Origin of the sequence: Rhizobium sp. AQ_MP (assembly GCF_014237835.1) — a bacterium.
Taxonomy (GTDB): Bacteria; Pseudomonadota; Alphaproteobacteria; order Rhizobiales; family Rhizobiaceae; genus Allorhizobium.
Genome location: NZ_JACJVI010000004.1, coordinates 107,466 through 131,139, shown reverse-complemented (window position 1 = coordinate 131,139; position 23,674 = coordinate 107,466). Strand labels below are relative to the sequence as shown.

Genomic DNA, 23,674 nt, shown 5'->3' with positions numbered 1-23,674 from the left:
AAGACGTGACCGACAACCGCGCCTACCGCATCGAGCACCGCGTGCCTGACATCGACGATTACCTGCGCCTCCGTCTTGAATCGGGCCTGACGCCCTTTTCCCGGGAAGCTGCGGAGAAGGGGCTGCCCAATTCCATCTTCGGCGTCAGCCTGATGCTCGGCGACGAGACCGTCGGCATGGGCCGCATTATCGGCGATGGCGGCTGCTTCTTCCAGGTGACCGACATTGCCATCCTGCCGGCCCATCAGGGCAGGGGGCTTGCCAAATGGATCATGGCGGCACTGTCAGAATTCATCGCCACCTTGCCGAAGACGGCCTATGTCAGCCTGATCGCAGACGTGCCGGCGAACCGCCTCTACGCCCAGTATGGCTTCGACGAGACCGCACCGCGCTCGGTCGGCATGGCACGCCGCGTGACCTGACGCGCATCGGCGCCGATACCGGCAAAGTTTGGACTGGGAGCGGATCCGGTAACGCGCCACGGTCATGTCCTGCTGCGGTGGCGGGCTCTCTTCTCATGTCCAGCGCCGGGCGCATGTGAGGCGAGAGGGGACGGGACCATGAAACGATTGACCACGAAGACAGTCCTCGGACTGATGATGCTGATCGGCAGCTTTGCCGCGAGTTCGCCGAGCCTTGCTGTCTCGCCCCAAAGTCTCGTCGGCGACTGGACCCTCAACAATGGCAGCATCTTTGGCCCCTGCCGCCTGACGCTGACGCTCGAAAACTGGAAGGGACGTTTTCGCGCAACGACCACCTGCGTTGGCGCAATGAGCTTTCTCGACGGCTGGGAGCCGACCCCGGACGGCTTCCTTCTGCACAATATCACGGGCGGTACGCTCGGGCGCTTTTCGCCGGCCTCGGGTGGCCTGCGCGGGCAGTTGTCCGATGGTTCGACGGCCGTGGTCGCGCGTGTCGCAGCACCGCGACCGCCCGCCACCGCCTTTCCCGGCATCACCGATCACAACGGCTGCATTCTCAGTCCGGTGACCGGACAATGCGCCTCCCAGGCGGAACTGCGTGTGCCACGCGGGCCGGAAAGCGTGCGCATCCTTCGCAAGCTGACCATGCGCGCAGCCCCCACTTACAAGAGCGGGATTGTCGGGGAGTTGCAGAAGGGCCAGTGCATCAAGATCGGAGGCTGTTTCGAGACCGCTGCCGAAATGCGCTGCGAGGTCCCCCTCCGGGGCGGCAGCAAGGGCTACATCCTTCGTTACTATGAGCAGGACGGACAGACCTTCTCGGCTTTCTCGACGCGCTGCTGAGGATCAGATCGCCTCCCGCATGCCCATCAACGCCCGGTCCTTCAACTCCTGAAACTTTCGCGACACGGAGGCGAGCTTGGCATCCCAGGTCGGATCAGGTCGCTGCCCTTCGATCGTCTGGAAATAGACCTGCATCAGGGCCGCGATCGCGAAGGGTTCAAGCACCGCTGCCTTGAGCGCCAGCGCCCCGACCACGGCGATCGCGATGCCGAAGCCGCTGGCGGCACCGGGAAAGGCGTAGACCAGTCCCAGTGCCGGCCCGATCAGGAGCAGGAAGATCGCAGCGGTCAGCAGCCAGAGAAAGATCGCAAGCCACACCGCGTTCTTCACCATGCGTCCGCCGTTCTGGGCATAGAGAACGAGACCCTGTCGCCCTGTCTCCCAGGGGTTGTCGCTGTTGGTCCGGATGTTGTGGGCGAGGATGATCTCGTCGACATAGGTGAGCGACAGCCGGATGACCGTGTTGATGAAGCGGGTAACCGCCTCCAGCCCGGGGATCATCATGCCGATCCCGCCGACGAGACCGGTGATCGCGCGGATGACGCCCTTGATCAGCTGGTCGAGCACGAAGAGCAGGTTGGCCTCGGCAAAACGGGCTTCCACGACGGCGCGCCCATGGGCGATCTGCCCCTTGCCATCCGGCATCAGGTTCCGCCCCTCGTGGATCTCGACCATCACGGCGATATGGGCCGCCTTCACCATGTAGAGCAGCCATTCGCGGATCCAGTAGACCGCGAAGGAGACAAGGCCAAAGCCGATGATCCCGCCCCAGACGGCGAGATCCTCGCTGGAACCGAAAACGCCGCCAAGCCCATAGCCAATCCCGGCGGATCCGCCGGTGCCCAGCACATAGGCCAGCGTGATGGCGAAATAGATGACGATCCGGAGCGCGACGAACGGCAAGGTCTGGAGCAGGATCGCAAGCGCCCGCCCGATCGAAAAATCCCACATGCTGAAATCCCCGAAGCCTGAAACCCGCCGCAAGTCTAGGAGCGCCGCTTTGGGCCCGCAAGGTCATCGGACACAACAGGCGACGGGCGCTGAGAGCGCCGATCGCATCATGGTGGCAAAGACAGGGCCGCTTCCGGTTGTAAACTCCATCAAGTGATATATATTTGTAACGTCATTTGAAGGAGATTGGCCGTGCTGCACGCCACCGAACGCCAAGCCACAGTGATCGCCGTCCCGCAAGGTTTTGCGGACGAGACCGAGCGCAAGCGTCTGTCCGCGACAGCTCTCAAGGCCTTCCGTCGCCTCGTCGACAAGTGGGATATCACCAGTCAGCAGGCGGCAGCCCTTCTTGGCGTCTCGGTCAGCACCTGGGAGCGGCTGAAGCCGGAAACTGTGGTGAAGACGCTGAGCCAAGATCAGATGACCCGCATTTCTGCGCTCACCGGCATCTACAAGGCGCTGCATCTGCTCTTTGTCGATGCCATGGCCGATCGCTGGCCCATGCTGGAAAACACCGGTCCGCTGTTTGATCGTCGCACACCCGTCGCCGCCATGATCGAGGGCGGGATCCCGCATATGCTCGAGGTTCGCCGTTATCTCGACGCCGTGCGCGGGGGCCTCTAGGTGGAATTCGTCGGATTGCCGGTCACGACGCTGGCCGAGCCAAAAACGGTGCGGCTGGTATCCACCGCTCGCCTGCGCCGGCCCGTGCTGGCCGACCTTGCGGATACGGCAGACGGACTCGCTGAACTGGCCGAGATCGAGGCAGCCACCTCCAGCCGCATGCAGGCGCAGGCGACCGGCATTTCGGGCCTTGCCGCCAACGAGCTTGTCTACGACGTGCCGCACGCGCATTTCATCAATGCCAGCTTCGCCTATGCCAAGCCGCGTGAGCCGAACCGCTTCAACGGGGACATGCGCGGCGCCTGGTATGCGGCCCTGTCCGTCAAGACATGCCTCGCCGAGATCGCCTTCCACATGACGGATTTTCTGGCCCGCACCGGTCGGTTCGAGGCCGTTGCCGACTATGCGGAAATGTTCTGCAGTGTCTCCGGCGAATTTCTCGACCTGCGGCCGGTGCCCGGTCATCCGGCTCTGTCGCCGGACAAGGCGACCGGCTATCCGGAAGGCAACCGTCTGGCCCTGGAAGCAAGACGGGCAGGGCTGAACGGCATTGTTTATCCCTCCGTCCGCCAGCAAGGCGGCACCTGCTTTGCCATCCTGCGCCCTGCCGCCGTCCAGTCTGTCCGCCAGGGCGATGTCTGGCGGCTCACATGGAAGGGCGGGCCGGAGCCCGTCATCGAAGGGCCGTTGGCGTCTTGACCTTCAGGCGTCCGCGCCCCGTCGCTAACGAGGGGCCCTAACGGGTTCAGACGATCTCTGTCGCCGAAATCTTGATCCCGAAGCCCTCCAGGCCGACATAGTGGCGCTCGCGCGAGGAGAAGAGGCGGATCGAGGTGACGCCGAGATCCTTCAGGATCTGTGCGCCGAGCCCGATTTCCAGCCACTCGCTTTCGCGGGCCTGGGCTTCTGAGTGTTCCTCGCGGTCATGCTTGCCGCTGCGCGCCGTGGTCGAAATCCCGACCCCGACGGATCCCTCGCGGAGATAGACGACGACGCCACGCCCCTTGTCGGCGATCCGCTTCATGATCGCGTCGATCTGGCGATCCGTGCCGAAGACGTCCTTGCCCACATGTTCGAGATGCAGGCGCACCGGGATGTCCTCCCCGTCGCGGATATCGCCGAAGACCACGGCGAGATGCTGCATCGGGTCCCAGGGCAGCGAATACGCGTAGGCCTTGGCGGGACCATAAGGTGTCTGAATATCGAACTTGGAGGCAAGCTGGATGAGCGTTTCCTTGCGCTGACGGTAGGCGATGAGATCGGCGACCGAAACCTGCTTCAGGCCATGCTGGACGGCGAAGGCTGCGACCTGCGGCCCGCGCATCACGGTGCCGTCATCATTGACCAGTTCGGAAATGACACCGATCGGCGGGAGACCGGCCATGTTGCAAAGGTCGACGGCTGCTTCCGTGTGCCCGGAGCGCATGAGCACGCCGCCTTCGCGCGCGACCAAGGGAAAGATATGGCCAGGACGAACGAAGTCGCTGGCGCCGACATTCGGGTTGGCGAGGTTGCGCACCGTCAGCGTCCGATCGTCCGCCGAGATGCCGGTGCTGGTACCATGCTTGAAGTCGACCGAGACGGTGAATGCCGTCGTATGCGCACTGTCATTGTCGGCGACCATGGCGGACAGATTGAGGCGCTTGGCCTCTTCCTTCGGCATGGGGGCACAGACGATGCCCGAGGTATGACGCACGATGAAGGCCATCTTTTCCGGCGTGCAATGCACGGCGGCAACGATCAGATCACCTTCGTTTTCGCGCCCGTCGTCATCCATGACGACCACGATCTCCCCGGCTTCAAAGGCTCTGATCGCCTCGACGACACGTTTCTGATCGTAGGTCATGGGAAGGTCCTCATCTGGTCCGGCCGTTCTGGCCCCGGTCTCTCAGGATATGATCGAGAAGAATGCAGGCGAGCATCGCTTCGCCGACAGGAACAGCGCGGATACCGACGCAGGGGTCGTGGCGACCCTTGGTGCGAACGTCCACCTCGTTGCCATCGGCATCGATCGAGCACTTTTCCGTCAGGATCGATGAAGTCGGCTTGATGGCGAAGCGCGCGACGATCGGCTCCCCGGTCGAAATGCCACCGAGGACGCCGCCGGCATGGTTCGACAGGAAGACCGGCTTGCCGTCCGCCCCGATCCGCATTTCGTCGGCATTCTCCTCGCCGGTGATCTCTGCCGCCTGAAAACCGTTGCCGACCTCGACGCCCTTGACGGCGTTGATCGACATGAGGCCCGCAGCGATGTCTTGATCCAGTTTGCCATAAACAGGCGCGCCGATCCCGGCCGGCACTCCTTCGGCGATCACCTCGATAACCGCACCGACCGAGGAACCCGCCTTGCGGATGCCGTCGAGATAGTCCTCGAAGACCGGAACCATGGAAGCATCCGGGCAGAAGAACGGGTTCTGGTCGACTTGCGCCCAATCCCAGTTGTCGCGGTTGATCTTGTGCGTGCCGATCTGGACCAGAGCACCGCGAATGGTGACACCGGGCATGGCAAGCCGTGCGAGCGCACCGGCGGCCACGCGGGCGGCGGTCTCGCGGGCGGACGAGCGCCCGCCGCCACGATAGTCTCGGATCCCGTATTTCAGGTCATAGGTATAGTCGGCATGGCCGGGACGATAGCGCTTGGCGATCTCTCCGTAATCCTTGGAGCGCTGGTCGGTATTCTCGATGAACAGCGAGACCGGCGTACCGGTGGTGATCATCGAGCCGTCTTCCTGCGGCATGACGCCGGAGAGCACCTTGACGATGTCGTCTTCGCGTCGCTGGGTGACGAAACGCGACTGGCCGGGCTTTCGCTTGTCCATGAAGACCTGCAGGTCCTCCTGTCGGAACCGCACGCCCGGAGGGCAGCCATCAACGACCGCGCCGAGCGCTGGCCCGTGGCTTTCGCCCCAGGTGGTGACGCGGAAAAGGTGACCGAAGGTATTGTGCGACATGCGTGAGCTACCGTTCCATTCTCGTCCACCGGAACGTCTTCCGGCGGGCCTTGCATCGGATGGCGTCACTCATAGAGCAAATGCGCGAATTCTGTGAAGCGCTTTTGCGGCGCATCCGGCGGATTCGCGATGACTCTGTGTCACCGCAGCGATCGTAATCCGTCAGCCGCTTCGCCTTAGGAAGCCTTGCGCTGCGGCAGACGATCGACAAAGCGGGTGAAGTCCTCGAACGACAACGGCTTTGCGAAGGCATAACCCTGCAGGTAGTCGCAGCCCAACTGGCGCAGGATACCGGCATGCTCATGCGTCTCCACGCCCTCGGCGACCGTTTCGATGCCCAGCGAGCGCGCGATTTCGACGATGTTGCGCACGAGGCTGCGCTCCTGCGGCTGGACAGTGACGGGCATGACCAGCTGTCGATCGATCTTCAGCCGCTTCGGCTTGAGCTTCAGGAGCGAAACGATCGATGTGTGGCCAGTGCCGAAATCGTCGATTTCGATGTCGATACCAAGCGCCTTGATCTTTTCGATATTGTCGGAGGCGATCGTGTCACTTTCGTCCAGGAAGATCGATTCCACCAGTTCGAAGCAGATCGAGCCCGGCGAGATCGAAAGCCCCTTGAGCTGGTCGATCAGATTGTCGTCATGCAGGCGTTTGGAAGAGACGTTGACCGAAATCCGCGGCACCTGCATCCCGAGCGCCGTCCAGCGCATCTGGTCCTTCAGCGCTGTCTGCAGCACCAGTTCGTCGATGCGCGCCATGACATTGAGGTCTTCGGCGACCTTGAGGAAGCTGCCGGAAGCGAGGATCCCCCGGTCGGGGTGCCGCCAGCGGATCAGCGCCTCGGCACCACAGAGCTGCATGCTGTCGGCCTCGAATTGCGGCTGATACCAGACGATGAATTCGTCGCGGTCGAGACCCGCCAGCATGTCATCGGCCATGCGCTTCTTGGCAACGATATTGGCCTGCAGATCCGGGGTAAAGAATTCGCAACAGTTGCGACCCTTTTCCTTCGCCTGGTAGAGCGCGATGTCGGCATTGATCAACACCTTGCGCGGGTCGGGCGAGGCGCCATGGGCCTGGGCGATGCCGATCGACACGCCGCAGCGACAGTCGAACCCTTCGAAATCAAGCGGCTGCCGCATTTCCTCGATGATCTTGTTCGCGAGTGTTGCGAGTTCGTCGACCGATGTCTGGCGGCGCGCGAGCACCACGAATTCATCACCTCCGATACGCGCGACAAGGTCGCCACGCGGGACGTGCTTCATGAGAATGCGGGAGGTATGCACCAGCATGGCGTCACCGGCCGCATGGCCGAGCGTATCGTTGATTTCCTTGAAGCGGTCTAGGTCGAGATGCAGGATTGCGAATTTCGACGATTGACGGTCTTTGCTGCGCGCCAGCGTGTCCAGCTCGAGATCGAGCTTGCGGCGGTTGGCAAGCGAGGTCAGCGGATCGTGCAGGGCGTTGAATTCGATACGGTTCTTTGCCAGTTCGAGCTCGATGTTGCGCATGTCGGCTTCTGCCTTCGCAGTGCGCAGTTGCTCGGCCAGCAGCGCGTCCGCGGTCACGTCGAAGGCGATGCCGATCAGCTTCTTCTTGCCGTCCCGACCCGTATGCGGCTGACCGACGGAGCGGATGTAGCGGATCTCGCCATTCTGCAGCACGATGCGCTGGGTCGTGTTGATCACCTGGTCGAGCGTCACGGCACGCTTCGTCGCAAGCTGGAGCTCGCCTCGGTCGTCCGGGTGGACCCGTGACAGCCAGGTGTGTTCCGGGACCGGCTTCTCGCTGAACGGCAGACCATAGAGTTGGTGCATGCGCTCGTCCCAGATGGCACTCTTGGTGACGGGGTCGCCTTCCCACGTGCCGCAACTGTACGAGCCAAGTGCCAGGTCGAGCCGCTGGGATGCCTCAGCCAGCTGATGTTCTCGGCTCGAAAGTTCCTCGAGCGCGAGCTCGAGCTCGGCATTCTTGATGTCGCTGTTTTCCTTCGCCTTGCTCAGCGATTGGGTGAGCAGCGTGTCGCGCGTCACGTCACAGACGATGCCGGTGATATTGCCATCCAGCGTGCGCGCGCCGACGGAGCGGAGGTAGTGGAAGTTATCGTCTGCCAGCGGAACGCGGTAGCTGATATCCCATTGGTCTGCCGTACCGGCAATGACGCAATGGAAATACAGCTGCTCCGCCTTGCCGATGTCGTCGGCGTGCAGACAGGCAAACCAGTCGGCGAGCCGGTCCTCGTCATCGGACAGGCTCTCTGGAAGGCCATGCAGACCGGCGCTGCGGGGATCCCAGATAAGGGCATGGGTGACCGAGTCGATCTCCCAGATGCCGATATTGGAGGTTTCCAGGGCCAGCTGAAAGCGTTGCGACAGTTCGAGCAGCCGTTGTTCACGGGCCTTCAGGCGATTGATGTTCAGGTTGCGCTCCCGCAGCAGATAAAGCGCGAGCAGCACGGATATCGTCATGGCCGTTACCCCGGCCAGAACGAGAAGGCGGCTTGGAAGCAGGCGGTTCATCGCCGCGTCCCAACCATCGGCCGGCACGCCGTGAAGCTGGAAGCGGAGCTGTCCGCCCTCGGCCTCAATCGAGATGGGCTGGCCGTCAAAGATCGACCCCTCTCCGAACACCTCCCGGCTTCCGGAAGGCGAGGTCATGACGACGGCGACCTTCGTGTGGTCGTTGTTCTCATGGTCTGGCAGGTCGGCATGAGTAAGCATGCCGTGGTGATCGAAGAAGAGATCCCCGTCGATTTCCATGACGAGTGAGACCCATGCCTGACTTGCCTGCCATGATGGCGGGGACACCGGAATGTCGATCACAAAAGTCCGCCCCTCTCTATCGACCTTGGGCGTGAACGCCATCCGGCTGGCGTCGTCGAGAGGCGCAAGACGGATGCTGCGCCGATAGGGCTTGTCGGCGAGAAGGCGGTTGATCGTGCGGTTGAATTCCACCGGAGAAATCATCTCGTCATCGGCCAGGTCGTCGGCAAGGCTGAGCGCAAGCTCCACTTCGTCGTCGAGACGGGTGGTGATTTCGGACTTCACATGCACAAGACGGTCGAGAATGGCGCGCTCGATGCGTCCGCGCTCCTTTTGCGCCGTCTGCCGGTCGATCATCAGGCCGACAGACACGATCAGGAGGCTTAGAACGGCAGCGCCGATCAGCCAAAACATGCCGTTGCTCAGTTTCGAATCGGCACGTTCGTCCATCATCAACTTGCGCAAGTGTAAGGGTCTCCAGATCGCGAGTGCGCTAAGTCTATGCTTCTGCGGTTAACTTAGGATTTCGGCAAAGACAGGTTTTTCTCTCTGGCGATGTTTTTCTGACCGAACGCTATCATGCACGATCGGCATCATGGGCTTGGATATCGGGCCGGAAATCGGGATAAGCGCTTGATCCCGGTCACCATTCGGGTCCAAACTCCCTTGAAATAACAAGATCGGGGGCGAATTCCGCCACATTCAGGAGGCTATCTTGCAGAGGTTTTCAGCATCGAATTGGTTGAAGGTGGTGCGCATGCGTCTCATGGTTTCCGTATTCCTCGCCACGGCAGGCTTCCTCTTTCCCGTCAGCGCGTTCGCCGGCAGTGCCGATGTCGAATCGACCATTCGCGACGTCAATGTCGACGGCATGAGCCTGGTGCTTGAAGACGGCAAAACCTACGCGGTTCCATCGGAGTTCAACTTCGAAGGCCTGGAACCTGGGCAGAAAGTGATCGTGTTCTATACCGAAGTCGACGGCAAGCGCGTCGTCGATGACCTGGAAGTCCTGCAGTAAGTAAAGGGGTATTGCGGGCCGTTGCTGCATGGCGGCCCGCCGGGGTTCACAGCCAGCCAATCAGCTTCTGATCACGGTCGATCTTGAGGATCTGGTCCTGCGGAATGTTCATCTCGCAAGCTTCGTCCTCGCTGATATTGCCGATCAACCTGAAGCAGCTGCGGATGACGCCCCCATGGCTGACGCAGACCGTCTGCCGCTCAACCGAGGTCAACCACGCACCGATCCGCCATGACAGGATTTCGTAGCTTTCCGCGTCGTCGCCGGGGGGGATGAAGCCCCATTTCTGTCGTGCCCGTTCCTCGACGCGCTCCGGCGAGATCAAAGCCAGTTCCGGCAGCGTCGAGCCTTCCCAATCCCCGAAAGACAATTCCTTCAGCCGCTCGTCGGTCCGATAGCCAGCTGGGGCAAGCCCCATGGCAGTCCGCACGCGTTCCATCGTGTCGCGCGTCCGTCCGAGTGGGGAGCTCACAAAATCGAAATCCCCGGCGCTGTCACCGAGGATTTTTGCAAGCTTGCGCCCGTTTTGACTGGCCTGCTGACGGCCGATATCGTTCAGTCCGATATCCTTTTGCCCCTGCATTCGCCCTTCGGCATTCCAGTCGGTCTGGCCGTGGCGGATCATGTAGATGAGCACGGCGCCAAACTCCGGATTCAGTCTTTGCCAAGCACGATGTCGGGCGCGTCGACCGACTTCATTCCGACCGTATGATAGCCACAGTCGACATGGTGGACCTCGCCGGAGACGCCGGTGGAAAGGTCGGACAGGAGATACATGCCCGACTTGCCCACTTCATCGGTCGTGACGTTGCGCTTCAATGGCGAATGATACTCGTTCCACTTGAGGATATAGCGGAAGTCGCCGATGCCCGACGCCGCCAGCGTCTTGATCGGGCCGGCGGAGATCGCGTTGACCCGGATACCGCGCCCGCCCATGTCGACGGCGAGATAACGCACCGACGCTTCGAGCGCCGCCTTCGCGACACCCATGACGTTGTAATGCGGCATGACCTTCTCGGCACCGTAGTAGGTGAGCGTCAGCAGCGAGCCGCCGTCGTTCATGATCTTTTCCGCACGTGCCGCAACGGCGGTGAACGAATAGACAGAGATATCCATCGTGCGGGCGAAGTTGTCACGGCTCGTCTCGATATAGCGGCCGGTCAACTCATCCTTGTCAGAAAAGGCAATGGCATGCACGACGAAATCGATCTTGCCCCACTTCGCCTCGATGTTGGTGAAAACCGCATCGATGCTGTCCAGGTTGGTCACGTCGCAATCGCCGGCGAGGAAGGCATCGAGCTCTTGTGCCAGCGGTTCGACGCGTTTTTTCAGGGCATCGCCCTGCCAGGTCAACGCGATTTCCGCACCCTGATCGCGACAGGCCTTTGCGATGCCCCAGGCGATGGAGCGATTGTTGGCGACACCCATGATGACGCCGCGCTTGCCTGCCATAAGGCCGGAACCCTGAACCATATCGAGACCCTTTGAGACTTTCGGTGGTGTTGCCTATGGCATAGGCCGTTCCATCCTTCAAGATAACAGCCGGAGTTAGGCACGGGAGTGTTTCTGTTTCCCGCCAGACGTTAGAAACTCCTCATAAATCAGGATAATTTCGTCACCATGGCCAAGGCGCTCTGCAGCAAGGGTAGATACCTCGGTGGCCTTGAAGGTTGAGGTCACAGGCCCGGAAGCCGGCAGGCTGCTCATGGCATCTTTGGGCTGTCAGTCGGGACCTCAGAGATAGAGGCCCTCGCGCATCAGGCGCATCAGGTCCGTGACTTTTTCGTCCGGCTTCTCCCAGAGCATCACACGCAGTTCCACGACGAGGGCGCCGCGTCCGCCTTCGGCCCTGGGCAGGCCGAGGTCGTCTATGCGGATGACCTGGTCGGAGTTCGACCATGCCGGAACGGTCAGCGGCACCATGCTCCCGTCGGGCCCCTCGACCTGCGTTTCGCAGCCGAGCACGGCGTTTTCAAGCGTGATCGGCAGGACCGTCTTGATGTCGTACTCGTCGACCACGAACCGTTCCGCCTTCAATACGCGGATCGTCACGGCGACGTCGCCGCGCTGCAGTCCTTGGAACTTCAGACCCTGGCCTTTCAGACGCACAACATGGCCTTCGGTCACGCCCTCCAGCGGCACGCGTACCTCGCGTCCGTCGTTGAGCGTGATCGGCACGGACTTCTGCTCAAGCAGGTCAGCAATCGCGACCACCGCTTCCAAGAAGATGTCCGGCGCCTTTTCCGGGGGCGGCGGCGGTGTCCCGCGCAGTCGGCGGACAAGTGAGCTGAACAGCTCGATCGGCGCCAGCAGCGGCGACGCAGCCGGCTTGAGCGGCATGCCCTCTGCAAGCTCGGCCGCTTCCTGCTCGCGACGCAGGTTCTCAGCAGCGGCTGCAGCCTCAGGACTGTCGCCGAAAATGCGCGACGCTGCCTCTTCGGGGCCGGATGTGGTTCCGCCGACAGTCGGACCCCGTGCGCCGGTCTGATCTTGAAAGCCGGGTTTTTCGGCGCTGCCTGCATTGGCCGAGGCTTGAGCATCGTCCTTGGGCTCGCTTTTCCCCTTGGCATCGGCCTTTGCCTTCGTTTCGGCAGCCTTGTCCTGGGCGGCTTTGTCTTGGGCGGCCTTGACCTTGGCTGCCTGCGCGGCGTCGGCCCTGGCCTTTTCGGCCTCGGCCCGGGCGAGTTCCTCAAGCACGCGTTCGGCATTGGCCTTGGCTTGCTTGGCCTTCTCGGCCGCCTCACGGGCCGCCTGGCGCTGCTGCATGATGGTCTGTTCGCGTTCGAGGGCCTCGACCTTCATGCGCTGCTGGTCATAGCGGCTGCGCTTGGCCGGATCCTTCAGCACTTCATAGGCGCGACCGATTTCGGCAAAGCGATTATGCGCCTGCGGGTCGTCACGGTTCTGATCCGGATGCACGGATTTCGCCTTGTTGCGCCAGGCCGCCTTGATCTCGTCGGCACCGGCATCACGCTTCACGCCAAGAATCGAGTAGAAGTCACGCATTGAGGACACCAACAAACCCCATGCGGGAAGACCCGTTCATGGCGTCTCCTCCGCGACTCTGAAATGCCGTCCCGCCTGATACATGGGGGGCCGCGCCTATAATCCGGCGAAGCGTCGCATGTGAGGTCCTAATCGAAGGTTACGCAGCCTGGGGGCAGAGGGGGGCATTTCTTCGGGTTTGCTTAAGCAAATCTTTCGAATGCAACCGAAAACGGCCCGGCGTTTACGACTGACGGTCGAAGCTCATCAGCTGCCAGTTGCCCGAGCCGGAGGTGCACGTCTTTCCCGAGAAATAGGCGATGCCCTCGTAGGAGTGTCGGGTGGTCGAGAAGTTGCGGCAGATAACGCCGTCTCCCTTCTCCTCCTGGATCGCCGTCACGACACCGGCGCTGCCGGTGCTGGCATTGGCCCAAGGCAAAGGTTTGCCTTCAGTCTTGGAGAGATCTGCGGACGACACGGCGCTTTGCACAGTCAATTCATCGGATCGGCTAGTGGTGTTACCACCTTTTGCGACAGTGGAGGTGGAGATCGAGTTGTCGACCGTATCGGTTCCGAACAGGTCCATGCTCCCGCCGAAGCAACCGCTGAGCGGAAGTGTCGCAGCGATGATGAGCAAGATAGAGCTTCTACGCATGCACCAACCCTTTGTCCGCTCGACCGATTTTGGTATGTCTGCCAAGGGCCCTGCGATCCAGTGCTTCGTCATCGACGGCCAATATGCATATCGGGAGCATTTTACACAATATGTCAGAGATCGGGTTAACAACTGGTGACTTCACCGAAGAGAACGAACCCTTCGCCCTCTTCGCGACCTGGCTCAAGGATGCCGAGGCCTCCGAAATCAACGATCCCAATGCCGTGGCACTTGCAACGGTCGATGCGGAAGGCCTGCCAAATGTCCGTATGGTGCTGCTCAAGGGGTTCGATGTCAGGGGTTTCGTCTTCTACACCAATTTCGAGAGCCAGAAGGGACAGGAAATTCTCGGCCAGAAAAAGGCAGCCATGTGCTTTCACTGGAAATCACTGCGCCGTCAGATTCGGTTGAGGGGCGATGTCGAGATTGTTTCCGACGAGGAGGCCGACGAATACTATCAGTCCCGCCCGCTCGGCAGCCGCATCGGCGCCTGGGCCTCAAAACAGTCCCGGCCGCTCGAAGGCCGCTTCGCGCTGGAAAAGGCGGTGGCCGAATACACCGCGAAATACGCTCTCGGAAATGTCCCCCGTCCGCCGCATTGGTCCGGCTTCCGCATCATGCCGCGCTCGATTGAGTTCTGGCATGATCGCAAGTTCCGTCTGCACGATCGTATCGAGTTCCGCCGCGATGCCGATGGCGACGGTTGGTCCAAAGTCCGGATGTATCCCTGATCCTTGAAGGGGCTCAGCCGCCGGCCAGCTTTGACGGCAGCCCCGAGGCCAGCGCTTCGACATAGCGGCTCTTCTGATAGAACCCATTGAGCGAGATCCGCGGCAGAAGCTGCGGGGTCTCCATCGATGAAGGGGTCAGTGTTCCCGGTCGTGTCGTGACGGAAAGCTTGAAACCGGTCCAGTCCGCGAAACCTGCAGTGCGAACGGTCGCACTGCGGACGTCGCCGTAAGGATAGGCGAAAGTCGCCGGCCGTGATCCGGTAATTCCAGCCACATAGTCCGCGCTTTCATTGTATTCGCGCAGCAGGTCCTCATCGCTCAGGGCCGCCAGGCCACGATGGCTGACGGTATGGGCGCCGTAGGAGACGAGCGGATGTCGGGCAAGCGCCGCAAGCTCCCCTTGGTCCATGATGAGTTCGGACACCAGCGCATGCGGATTGATCCCGGCGGCATTCGCCGCCGCATCGAGCTGTGCAACGCTCTTGGTTTCGTCTCCCTTCATCAAGAGCTCCGCGAGCACCGTGAAGGCGTGGCATTTCCTGGCAGTCGTCGTGCAGTCCAGATCCAGCCGACCGGCTGGCAGGCACACGGTCAGGCGGTCACGCCGTTCGATCATCGTTGCGGCCGTGTCCCACCACATCGTATGACTGCGTTCTGAAAACCCCTTGCAGACGAAGATCGTGAACGGCACGGCATGCTTCTCGAACACTGGGAGCGCATGGTCGCGATTGTCGCGAAACCCATCATCAAGGGTGAAGACGGCGAACGGCTTGGCGCTTTCCGGTCCCGTCAATGCTGCAGGCACCTCATCCAGCGGGATGAAGCGATAGCCGCGCGCCCTGAGCGCCGCGATCGACGCGTCGAGAAATTCGGGCGTAACCTCCAGATGCTTGTTCGGCTGGAAGGGGCGGGGGTCGGAAGGCCGCACATGATGCAGCGTGAAGATCACGCCGCGGCCCTTCAGCCCCGTCGTCAGCCCAAGCCGTGACAAGAGGAACGAGGCTTCAAGCCCGCCGTTTATCACCGCTCGCTTCAACCTTTGTTTGAACCGTCCCGTCATAGCCCTGCCTGAAATGTCATTTTGCGCAATGTCGGACAGGCTAACCTTGGAGTCCTTAAGCGAGGTTCAACGGCCTCATTCAATTCTCTTATGCATTCGAAGGCTGCTCTTCTGCAAGCCGGGTTGCCCGACGGGCGAGCAGCATGGCCGGGACCGTCCAGACGATGGGGATCAGGAACGTGACTGAAAACGCCTGGTGCGCCAGCGTCTCGCTTGTCAGTTCGCCGAGCCCGAGGCTGTTGCCGGCGAGCCCGGCAAAGGCAGCCCCAATCGCGAAACCGGCAGATTGCAGTGTCGGGATGAGGCCCGAGGTCTTGTCGCGCTCGGCGCTCGTGCTCGCCTCCATCAGCATCTGGCTGAGAAAGGCCCAGCTGGCGCCGAAGGCAGCACCGACGACGACCTGGCCGGTTATCAGCAAGGCAAGCGATCCCTGCTGAAAGCCCAATGCAACCAGCACCATGCCGCAGCATTGCAGGAGCGGTCCCGCCTCGATCGCCCGTCGCCGCGCTTTCTCCGTCCCGGCATGGGCGACGAGCACGGCAACCAGGCTCCAGCTCATGGCCATGATCGCTCCGAGCCCACCTGCCGCCAGAGGACCGAAGCCAAAGCCGTGCTGCAGTCCGAAGACGAAATAGACGCTGCTGGTCGCCTGGGCGACGGGCATCAGCAGCACCAGCCAGAGACCCGCCCCGACCGTTGAGGACAGACCGAAAGCGTCTGCAGGCATCAGGCGCGTCGGCAGAGCGCGATCGCGGCGAACGCTCGCGACCAGAAGGGTGAGACCAAGGACGACCAGCACGGCCGAGTGCAGAGGCTCGGCCATGACGCCGGAAGAGAGGATCATCAGCAGGCCAATCGATAGCAGCACGAGCGGGGAGAGCGGAACGCCGGCATACATCGCGCCGGACTCATGGCGTGGCCGCGCCGTAAACAGCGCTAGAACCAGAAAGACGAGCCCGAACGGCAGATTGATCAAGAAGGCGGTCCGCCAGGAAAAGCTCTCCGCCAGCCAGCCCGCGGCAAACGGTCCTCCGAACGATGCACAAGTCCAGACCAGCGCCTCCACTCCGAAGACCTTCGGCACCAGGCGCGACGGATAGAGTGCCGGGATGAGCGCATAGCAGATCGCCGCGACGACGCCCTCACCGAGCCCTTGGCCGATCCGCCCAAGGAGAACCTGCTCCATCGTTGAAGCGAAAGCCGCCGTGATCGTGCCGGCCAGAAAGACCAGCGTCGCCACGATCAGGACCCGCCGGGCACCGAAGCGCTGCTTGAACTGGGCCGCGGTCACGCCTGCGACGATCGAACCAATGAGATAAAGCGAGACCGACCAGGCGATGAGGTGACCGCCGCCGATTTCGGCAATCGCGCTCGGCAGGACGGTGGAAACGAAGAAGCCGTTGAAGGCAAAGAGCGCAACCCCCATGCTCAGCATCAGCGTGGTGGCGAGGTGTTCGCGTGACAGAAGATCGAGCCAGCCGCTCGCTTCGCCTGGCGGCGGCCCGAGCTCTTCCATCCCCTCTCGATATGAGGGGAGGGAAGGGCCCGCAAGTCTGTCGGTCGCGCTGTCTGACATGATTGAACTCACTTTGTACAAGGCATTGGATGTGATTTGCGCGGATGCTACAACCTCAACAACGGTTGAGGTAAAGCCATGCCCGAACAAAAATACGACCTGAGCGTCGGAGACGTCGCCCGGCGCAGCGGACTGGCCGTGTCCGCCATCCACTTTTACGAGCGCAAGGGCCTGATCTTTGCCGACAGGACGGGCGGCAACCAGCGACGCTATGGCCGCGACGTGCTGCGCCGGCTCGCCCTGATCCGCGCCGCGCAGGAAGTCGGACTGCCGCTCTCGGAAGTCGCCGAGGCGCTGTCCGCATTGCCGCAGAAGCGCACGCCGACACCGGAAGACTGGCGCCACATTGCCACGCGATGGGCTGAGAAACTCGACCAGCGCATCCGCATTCTCCAAGGCCTGCGGCATGATCTCGACGGCTGCATTGGTTGTGGTTGCCTGTCGCTTCAGCGTTGTCAGCTGGTCAATCCTGCCGACCGGCTGGGCGAAGAGGGGACTGGCGCCGTGACGCTGGCTCGCTGACGCCTTCGTGACCGGTCATGTCAGCAATTGCACAATCGGTTAACCCTCTGTTGACCATGATTGAGCGACCTTTTGTGGAAAGATGGTTGCATTTGATTCTGTTCGGCTGATTGTCGCCCCATTCTTGCCATAGGGCGTCGGACCAAGACGGTCGATCGATCGAATCGAGCCATTCCCAGTCTTCATCGAAATCCGGCGGCATTGGAGTTTTCATGAGCAAGTTGCTGATCGCGTTGTCGTTTTGCGTGGCGATCCTCTCCCTCTCGACAACAGCCCAGGCCGGCAGCGCCCAGCTTCTTCTGGATGCCCGCACCGGTGAGGTTCTCGCGTCGGAAAACCCCGACGAGCTGAATCATCCGGCTTCCCTGACCAAGATGATGTCGGTCTACATGGTCTTTGACGCGATCCGCGCCGGCAAGATCAGCTGGGACAGCCCGGTTCCCTTTTCGAAACACGCCGCCTCCCGTCCGCCCACCAAGCTTTTCGTCAAGGCCGGCGATTCAATCACCGTGCGCGAGGCCGTGCTGGCCATGATCATCAGGTCGGCCAACGATGCCTCGGCCGCCATCGGCGAGAAGCTTGGCGGCACGGAGGAGGCATTCGCTGCGATGATGACGCGCAAGGCTCGCCAGCTTGGCATGATGAACACCACGTTCTTCAATGCCTCCGGCCTGCCGCATCCCCGCCAGTTCACCACCGCCCGGGACATGTCGACCCTCGGCGTGGCATTGATGCGTGACTTCCCCAAGGAGTACGAGATGTTTGCCACGCGCAGCTTCAAGTTCCGCGGCAAGACCATCAATGGCCACAACAATCTGATGTATCGCTACAAGGGCATGGACGGTATCAAGACCGGTTACACCAATGCCTCGGGCTTCAATCTCGTCAGCGCCGTCGAACATGATGGCCGCCGCGTCGTCGGTGTCGTCATGGGTGGCCGCACGGCAGCCAGCCGCGACACGATCATGGAGCGTCTGATCGATGCGAACATCAGGAAGGCATCGAGCGGCAGCCAGCTCCTGGTCTCCCGTTCGACCGGTGTGCAGATGGATCTCGCCCGTCTCGGCGATACGATACCGGTCCCCGCCTCGCGCCAGTCGGCCCTTGCCGCTGTCCAGACCATGGCGGGAGCAACGGGAACGGAGGCACCCGGCACTGTTGCAGCCTATGCACCGGCACCTGCCGCCTCGACCGACCTCGCGGCCGCGCCGGCCAGTCGTCTTGCCACAGTCGATCCGCAACACACTGCAAGTACTGCCATGACGCCCGCCAAGAGCAAGTGGCAGATCCAGATTGCCGCAGCCACGTCCGCCCAGGCGGCGATGGAGCTGCTTTCCCAGGCGCGCCAGAAGGTCGGCGATCCGCTGGAGGATCTCGACACCTACACCGAAATGGTCACCCGCAATGGCGTCACCTTCTACCGTGCCCGCTTCACCGGTTTCGAGACCAAGGAAGAAGCCCGGATTGCCTGCGACAAGCTGGTGCGCAAGCGTTACGACTGCGTGCTGATGCCCGCGCGGGGGTGAGGTTCAGCCTTCAGAGGTCCACCTAGGAGCTGAAATCTCTGCTCGCAAATGAGACCGCCGATCTCCTCGGCCATGTCCTGCTCTTTGCACGCCATCATGTTCTGCCTTCGGAGGAAGCCATCCAAAGGAAGTGGCGCCTCACCCCTTAGCCTGAGGGAACCAGGATCAGTTGGGTTTGCCTGCCTCAGTCATCAGCTGCATCGCTGGCGATTTTCCTGCCCGAGCTGATACCATTCTTACCCGGAAGCCCCTAGCTATCCGGAGTAGACCGGTATTTCTCATTACCTAATCTTCGCCAGCTGTCACATGTGTAGATTTTGCTATGCGTTGTGTATAAATACACAAGGGTCGGGATGGGTGCAAAACGCAGACCGCTAACGCCCCGTGAGGTGGACAAGAGGCTACGAGCGGATGGCTGGACCATCAAGCGCAAGGGACCAGGCGACCATGTGCAATATGCCCATACAGACAAGTTGGGAAAAGTCACGTTGGACATGGGTGTTCGCGAAGTCCCGACCGGAACGCTGCGATCCATCTACGGGCAGGCCGGCTGGGTTTGGTAACCTGAAGTGGCCATGGAGAGTGACAATGCCTTTTGCCCATGCAATTCTTCATGAAGAAAACGGCGTATTCGGTGTCTCGTTCCCGGATTTTCCCGGATGCATTACAGGCGCTGACAGCGAAGAGGACGCCATTCGCAAAGCCGATGAAGTCTTGACATTCCACGTGAGTGGCATGCTGGAGGGCGGCGAAGCGTTGCCTGCCAGGCGAAGCGTGAAGGCGCTTCTGGCGGATCCTGATGCAAAGGAGAGCCTGGCTGAAGGTGTGCTGTTTCTCGCGCGCTACGAATTGCCGCGAAAGTCGGTGCGCATCAACATATCGATGGACGAGACGCTGGTGGAGGCAATCGATCGCGCCGCCGAATATGCCAAGCAGTCGCGGTCCGGCTTTCTGGCAGAAGCCGCGCGATTGCGCATCAGAGACATGTTGAAAGCCGACTGATCAGCCTGCCTCGACCACCTCGAAGAACCGCATGCATTCCAGGAGGTCCTGCGCCACATGGGCGCAGAGCGCCTCGATTTCCTCTGTGGGTGCGAGCAGATCCGGGACCATCACCGCCATCATGCCTGCAGCATGGGCCGAGCGGATGCCGTTATGGCTGTCCTCGAGTGCCAGACAGTCGTGGGGCGCAACACCCAGCCGCTCGGCCGCCACGAGATAGGGGTCGGGCGCGGGCTTTCCCTCGCGATAATCCCCCTGCGCCACCACGGCGTCGAAGCGGCGGATCAGGTCGAAGCGCGCCAGGTGATGCTCGACCTGGTGATGCGCAGACGAAGTGGCAATCGCCCTGGGCAGCCCAAGGGTATCAAGGAGGTCGAGCAATTCAACCACACCGGTTTTCAGCCGCAGATCCTTTTCCAGGAGCCCGTGGAAATGCTCAAGCCAGAGAACCCGGAAACCGTCCGCGTCAAAACCGTCGCCCCAGGTCCGCTTGAAGAGCGCCGAGATCCCGGTCCAGGGCTGCCCCATCATGCCCTCATAAACCCGCTCATCGATCGGCAGGCCTCGTTCCCGCGCAGCCGAAATGACCGAGGCCCGGTAGTGGATCTCGGTGTCGAGCAGCAGCCCGTCCATATCGAAGACAACGGCCTGGGGAGGGCGGGGGAGGTGGGGCATCAGGGGTTTTCTCGAGCGGGTGCAAAAATGGATCAGGCCAGCAGTCGGGCTGTCTGCCCGATCCTTGTCAGGAGCGAAACGGCGTCTCTGTCGAAGGAGTAGAACGTATCGCCACCAAGCCACTGGCTTTCATGCGCGATGACACCGTCAGCGAAATCGCCACCGGCCTCCAGCATAGCAAGTCCGGCTTCGACCGCCGGACGATTCATGGCAACATTGCCGGCCTGCAGAAGATCCCGAATGGACTGAGCGACCTCAGTGGTCGAAAGCTTCGCTCCACGCCTGAGCACCCATACGAGTTCGCAGAGACTCGGTAGCGAAACGGCAATCAGCGACGCTTCCGACATTATCTTCGCTGCAGCCGGCCCCTGATCCGGGTCGTCCTGCAGGACTGCCCGGATCAGCACATTGGTGTCGACTGCAATCTTCACCGCATACCGGCCCAGCCGGACGCGGCGATCTCGTTGATTTCGTCAAGGGTGAGCGGCGCTTTCACCTTACCGGCATGCCGCCCAATGAAGCTGCCGATATCGCCTGCCGGCCGGTCTGCCCGAACCCGCAGCTCTCCGCCGGGTAGCTTGTCCAGCGCAATCCGCTCGCCCGGCTTGACGCCGAGATGCTGCAGAAGCTCGCGCTTCAAGGTGACCTGGCCCTTCATCGTGACGGTAAGTGACGTCATGGAAATCTCCTTGAAGGATAGAGTAATGGAAATTTCCATTCCGGCAAGGGGCGGCCTTATGGCCTGGCGACCGGACGCTCCCCGAGATCTTCGAACAGCCTGAGAAGATAACCATCCGGATCGGCAACGACGAATTGTCGATTGCCGACCTCGTGATCGTCGCGGCGATACCATTTTTCCTCAAGCGGCAGATAGAGTGGCACCCCGGCACTTTCGAGCCGCGCCAGGATGGGCGCAACCTGTGGCACCAGGATCTGCAGGTTCACGCCGCGACCGAAAGGCCGTTCGAGAGGGACATCCTTTACCTCGAAGGTGCGCCCGATCCCGATCTGGTCGATCATCAGTTGCGCTGCGCCGAGCGTCAGGAAGCTGAAGCCTTCATCCGGCCGCTCATAGGCGACATCAAAACCGACAAGGTCGCAATAGAACGCCCGGCTCGTCCGCCAGTCACTGACGGCAAGCTCGGGAACGAGGGCGTTTGTCCTCAAGCCTTCGTCCCGCCCACGGTGATCTGGTCCATCCTCAGATGCGGCTGGCCGACGCCGACAGGGACCCATTGGCCGGCCTTGCCGCAATTGCCGATCCCGGTGTCGAGCTTCGTGTCATTGCCAATCATGGTGATGCGCTTCATCGCATCCGGACCGTTGCCGATGAGCATGGCGCCCTTGACCGGCGCACCGATCTTGCCGTTTTCGATCAGATAGGCCTCTGTGCAGCCGAAGACGAACTTGCCCGAGGTGATGTCCACCTGGCCGCCGCCGAAGGAAACGGCATAGATGCCTTGTCTCACCGAAGCGATGATCTCCTCCGGCGTCTTATCGCCCGAGAGCATGTAGGTGTTCGTCATGCGCGGCATCGGCTGGTGGGCATAACCCTGGCGTCGGCCGTTGCCGGTCGCCTTCATGCCCATGAGCCGGGCGTTCTGCCGGTCCTGCATATAGCCGACGAGGCGGCCGTTCTCGATCAGCACATTGTAGGCAGACGGCGTGCCCTCGTCGTCCACGGTGATCGAGCCACGGCGGTCGTTGATCGTGCCATCGTCGACGACGGTCACGCCGGGAGCCGCCACCATCTCGCCCATCAGCCCGGCAAAGGCTGACGTTCTCTTGCGGTTGAAATCGCCTTCCAGCCCGTGGCCGACCGCCTCATGCAGCATGACGCCCGGCCAGCCGTTGCCGAGCACGATGTCCATGGTCCCGGCCGGCGCTTCCTGCGCGTCGAGATTGATGAGCGCCTGGCGCAGCGCCTCGTCAGCGCCGCGCTGCCAGCTTTCCTGCGTCAGGAACTCCTGAAAGCCCATGCGTCCACCGGTGCCGAAGGAACCGCTTTCCTGCCGGTCTCCTTGTCCGGTGACGACGGAGATGTTGATACGGGTCATCGGGCGGATGTCGCGTACCCGGTGTCCGTCGGCGCGCAGGATCTCGACCACCTGCCAGCTTGCGCCCACGGTTGCCGTCACCTGCCGCACCTTGGGGTCCTTGTCGCGCAGATAGGCGTCGATCTCGGACAAGAGCTTCACCTTCTCCTCGAAGGTCGGGGAACCGATCGGATTGCCGTCGCCATAGAGTTTGGCATTGGTCCGCTGCGGCGCGGTCGCATAGGAGCCGGAATAGCCGTGGGTAACCGCACCGACGGCATCGGCCGCGCGCGACAGAGCCGCAAGCGACAGTTCGCCGGAATGGGCGTAACCGACCGCCTCATCGGCGACGGCGCGTAGGCCAAAACCCTGGTCGGTGTTGAACGAGCCGCCCTTCAGGCGCCCATTGTCGAAGGTCAGCGATTCCGCTTGGGCATGTTCGACGAACAACTCCCCGTCATCGGCGCCCTTGAGAGCATCGGCAACGCGCCGCGTCAGCGTGGCGTCGTCACAGTCGAAAAGGGAGAGAAGGTCCTGGGTCATGCATGTCTCCTTGGGCGCTCGCCTCCTGCATGTAGGCGCGCAACGAAAAAGGGGCAAGCCCGCCGGACTTGCCCCTATCTATAATGTCATCACGATCCGGCGACTGCGGCCTCACGGCAGCTTGTCATAGCCTTCGGCAAAGCCGGCCAGCTCGATCGGAATGCCGACACGATCCTGATCCGCCGATTCCCGCAGCGCAAACACGGCAGCCTTGCCCACGCGCAGGATCTTCATCAGTTCTTCGTCGATTTCGACCTCGACATAGCAGCCTTCCGAGAAGCAGCGGGTGAAATAGGCGCGGCCAATGTTGTTGCCGTCGACAAAGAGTTCCATCCCATCCTTGAGGAGCACACCGAGCGGTGCCAGAATGCGAAGGATACGAGACTTGCGGTCGGCGGTCTTCAGGACGACGACCGACAGACCGACTTCAGGTCTGTCCTCGGCGATCACGTTCTGCATCAATGCGCATTGCTCTTCCGATGCGCCGGCTGGCTTGTCGCAGATCACAGACCAGGCGCCGTGGTTGGAACGGATCGAGCCCGGCTGTTGTTGGGGTTGCTGGCTCAGCGCCGGCGTGGCGAGTGCGGCCGTCAATACGGCGCTCGCGATCAGGCTCGACCAGGCAAGTCTAGGCAGACCCATGAAAACCTCTGGAAAACGAATCATTGACGACATTCTTGTCGCGGGGGTCCGCAAATGGAAGCCCTGATGGCTGTTTTAAAGCGGACTGCGGCATAATTGGGACTGTGGCTTCGAGGCGGGAGCGCAATCATGCAGCCTTTTCGGTCG

The 23,674-nt window shown here is 61.8% G+C and carries 26 protein-coding genes; 10 read left to right on the top strand and 16 right to left on the bottom strand.

Translation table 11 applies throughout. The features are described 5' to 3' along the window. Nucleotides 1-5: 5 nt before the first annotated feature. Together H6M51_RS08640 and H6M51_RS08635 are read left to right on the top strand one after the other, a co-directional pair. Nucleotides 6-422 carry a GNAT family N-acetyltransferase gene (locus tag H6M51_RS08640; protein WP_185809479.1) on the top strand — a complete coding sequence of 139 codons (417 nt, stop codon included), beginning with the start codon at nt 6-8 and terminating at the stop codon, nt 420-422. A 138-nt stretch (nt 423-560) separates the two neighbouring features. After that, entirely contained in the window at nt 561-1,265 is a 705-nt protein-coding gene (locus H6M51_RS08635) for an AprI/Inh family metalloprotease inhibitor (protein ID WP_185809478.1), read from the top strand. A 3-nt stretch (nt 1,266-1,268) separates the two neighbouring features. Here the strand turns inward: H6M51_RS08635 and H6M51_RS08630 are convergent, their stop codons facing one another. Next, nucleotides 1,269-2,216, bottom strand: a complete 948-nt coding sequence (locus tag H6M51_RS08630) for a hypothetical protein (RefSeq protein WP_185809477.1) — start codon at nt 2,214-2,216, stop codon at nt 1,269-1,271. 192 nt (nt 2,217-2,408) lie between these two features. On the opposite strand from H6M51_RS08630, the gene H6M51_RS08625 reads away from it, so the two are divergent. Further along, complete coding sequence (locus H6M51_RS08625) at nt 2,409-2,840, top strand: antitoxin Xre-like helix-turn-helix domain-containing protein (protein WP_348644434.1); 432 nt, start codon at nt 2,409-2,411, stop codon at nt 2,838-2,840. Beyond that, nucleotides 2,841-3,539 (top strand): RES family NAD+ phosphorylase, encoded by a 699-nt coding sequence (locus tag H6M51_RS08620; RefSeq protein ID WP_185809476.1) that lies wholly within the window; start codon nt 2,841-2,843, stop codon nt 3,537-3,539. It abuts the gene before it with no gap. Between the two features lie 46 nt (nt 3,540-3,585). Here the strand turns inward: H6M51_RS08620 and ribB are convergent, their stop codons facing one another. The 3 genes from ribB to H6M51_RS08605 form a co-directional block, all read right to left on the bottom strand. Next, entirely contained in the window at nt 3,586-4,686 is a 1,101-nt protein-coding gene (gene ribB, locus H6M51_RS08615) for a 3,4-dihydroxy-2-butanone-4-phosphate synthase (protein ID WP_185809475.1), read from the bottom strand. Nucleotides 4,687-4,696: 10 nt separating this feature from the next. After that, nucleotides 4,697-5,791 carry a chorismate synthase gene (gene aroC, locus H6M51_RS08610; protein ID WP_185809474.1) on the bottom strand — a complete coding sequence of 365 codons (1,095 nt, stop codon included), beginning with the start codon at nt 5,789-5,791 and terminating at the stop codon, nt 4,697-4,699. 176 nt (nt 5,792-5,967) lie between these two features. After that, nucleotides 5,968-9,021 (bottom strand): GGDEF and EAL domain-containing protein, encoded by a 3,054-nt coding sequence (locus H6M51_RS08605; protein ID WP_185809473.1) that lies wholly within the window; start codon nt 9,019-9,021, stop codon nt 5,968-5,970. Between the two features lie 292 nt (nt 9,022-9,313). Here H6M51_RS08605 and H6M51_RS08600 point away from each other — a divergent pair, with 292 nt between their 5' ends. Then, entirely contained in the window at nt 9,314-9,574 is a 261-nt protein-coding gene (locus H6M51_RS08600) for a DUF1344 domain-containing protein (RefSeq protein ID WP_185809472.1), read from the top strand. Nucleotides 9,575-9,620: 46 nt separating this feature from the next. On the opposite strand, the gene H6M51_RS08595 is transcribed toward H6M51_RS08600, so the two are convergent. From H6M51_RS08595 to H6M51_RS08580, 4 genes are all read right to left on the bottom strand, one after another. Then, nucleotides 9,621-10,211 carry a histidine phosphatase family protein gene (locus H6M51_RS08595; protein ID WP_185809471.1) on the bottom strand — a complete coding sequence of 197 codons (591 nt, stop codon included), beginning with the start codon at nt 10,209-10,211 and terminating at the stop codon, nt 9,621-9,623. 17 nt (nt 10,212-10,228) lie between these two features. Further along, nucleotides 10,229-11,047 carry an enoyl-ACP reductase FabI gene (gene fabI / locus H6M51_RS08590; protein WP_185809470.1) on the bottom strand — a complete coding sequence of 273 codons (819 nt, stop codon included), beginning with the start codon at nt 11,045-11,047 and terminating at the stop codon, nt 10,229-10,231. Nucleotides 11,048-11,308: 261 nt separating this feature from the next. Beyond that, entirely contained in the window at nt 11,309-12,580 is a 1,272-nt protein-coding gene (locus H6M51_RS08585; RefSeq protein WP_185809469.1) for a J domain-containing protein, read from the bottom strand. Between the two features lie 223 nt (nt 12,581-12,803). Beyond that, complete coding sequence (locus H6M51_RS08580) at nt 12,804-13,259, bottom strand: RT0821/Lpp0805 family surface protein (protein ID WP_407073571.1); 456 nt, start codon at nt 13,257-13,259, stop codon at nt 12,804-12,806. Nucleotides 13,260-13,324: 65 nt separating this feature from the next. Here H6M51_RS08580 and pdxH point away from each other — a divergent pair, with 65 nt between their 5' ends. After that, nucleotides 13,325-13,945 carry a pyridoxamine 5'-phosphate oxidase gene (gene pdxH, locus H6M51_RS08575; RefSeq protein ID WP_185809467.1) on the top strand — a complete coding sequence of 207 codons (621 nt, stop codon included), beginning with the start codon at nt 13,325-13,327 and terminating at the stop codon, nt 13,943-13,945. Between the two features lie 13 nt (nt 13,946-13,958). On the opposite strand, the gene H6M51_RS08570 is transcribed toward pdxH, so the two are convergent. Further along, nucleotides 13,959-15,005, bottom strand: a complete 1,047-nt coding sequence (locus H6M51_RS08570) for a polysaccharide deacetylase family protein (protein ID WP_185809466.1) — start codon at nt 15,003-15,005, stop codon at nt 13,959-13,961. Nucleotides 15,006-15,093: 88 nt separating this feature from the next. Then, nucleotides 15,094-16,521 carry an MFS transporter gene (locus H6M51_RS08565; protein WP_185809465.1) on the bottom strand — a complete coding sequence of 476 codons (1,428 nt, stop codon included), beginning with the start codon at nt 16,519-16,521 and terminating at the stop codon, nt 15,094-15,096. Between the two features lie 138 nt (nt 16,522-16,659). Here H6M51_RS08565 and soxR point away from each other — a divergent pair, with 138 nt between their 5' ends. The 4 genes from soxR to H6M51_RS08545 all read left to right on the top strand — a co-directional run bounded on the left by soxR (nt 16,660) and on the right by H6M51_RS08545 (nt 19,631). After that, a complete protein-coding gene (gene soxR / locus H6M51_RS08560; RefSeq protein WP_185809464.1) occupies nt 16,660-17,103 on the top strand; it encodes a redox-sensitive transcriptional activator SoxR in 444 nt (147 codons plus the stop codon). A 212-nt stretch (nt 17,104-17,315) separates the two neighbouring features. Continuing rightward, a complete protein-coding gene (locus H6M51_RS08555; protein ID WP_185809463.1) occupies nt 17,316-18,629 on the top strand; it encodes a D-alanyl-D-alanine carboxypeptidase in 1,314 nt (437 codons plus the stop codon). Between the two features lie 353 nt (nt 18,630-18,982). After that, nucleotides 18,983-19,192, top strand: coding sequence for a type II toxin-antitoxin system HicA family toxin (locus H6M51_RS08550; protein WP_185809462.1), 210 nt, complete (start codon nt 18,983-18,985; stop codon nt 19,190-19,192). 25 nt (nt 19,193-19,217) lie between these two features. After that, nucleotides 19,218-19,631, top strand: coding sequence for a type II toxin-antitoxin system HicB family antitoxin (locus tag H6M51_RS08545; RefSeq protein ID WP_185809461.1), 414 nt, complete (start codon nt 19,218-19,220; stop codon nt 19,629-19,631). Here the strand turns inward: H6M51_RS08545 and H6M51_RS08540 are convergent, their stop codons facing one another. The 6 genes from H6M51_RS08540 to H6M51_RS08515 form a co-directional block, all read right to left on the bottom strand. Further along, complete coding sequence (locus tag H6M51_RS08540; protein ID WP_185809460.1) at nt 19,632-20,306, bottom strand: HAD family phosphatase; 675 nt, start codon at nt 20,304-20,306, stop codon at nt 19,632-19,634. It lies immediately after the preceding gene. Between the two features lie 32 nt (nt 20,307-20,338). Next, nucleotides 20,339-20,737, bottom strand: a complete 399-nt coding sequence (locus tag H6M51_RS08535) for a type II toxin-antitoxin system VapC family toxin (protein ID WP_185809459.1) — start codon at nt 20,735-20,737, stop codon at nt 20,339-20,341. After that, nucleotides 20,734-20,985, bottom strand: a complete 252-nt coding sequence (locus tag H6M51_RS08530) for an AbrB/MazE/SpoVT family DNA-binding domain-containing protein (protein WP_185809458.1) — start codon at nt 20,983-20,985, stop codon at nt 20,734-20,736. The genes H6M51_RS08535 and H6M51_RS08530 overlap by 4 nt, the downstream gene beginning before the upstream one ends. A 56-nt stretch (nt 20,986-21,041) precedes the next feature. After that, entirely contained in the window at nt 21,042-21,473 is a 432-nt protein-coding gene (locus tag H6M51_RS08525) for a VOC family protein (protein WP_246780450.1), read from the bottom strand. Continuing rightward, nucleotides 21,470-22,885 carry a metalloprotease TldD gene (gene tldD, locus H6M51_RS08520; RefSeq protein ID WP_185809456.1) on the bottom strand — a complete coding sequence of 472 codons (1,416 nt, stop codon included), beginning with the start codon at nt 22,883-22,885 and terminating at the stop codon, nt 21,470-21,472. Before tldD ends, H6M51_RS08525 begins: the two co-directional genes overlap by 4 nt. Nucleotides 22,886-22,996: 111 nt before the next feature. Next, complete coding sequence (locus H6M51_RS08515) at nt 22,997-23,527, bottom strand: invasion associated locus B family protein (RefSeq protein ID WP_185809455.1); 531 nt, start codon at nt 23,525-23,527, stop codon at nt 22,997-22,999. Nucleotides 23,528-23,674 lie beyond the last annotated feature (147 nt).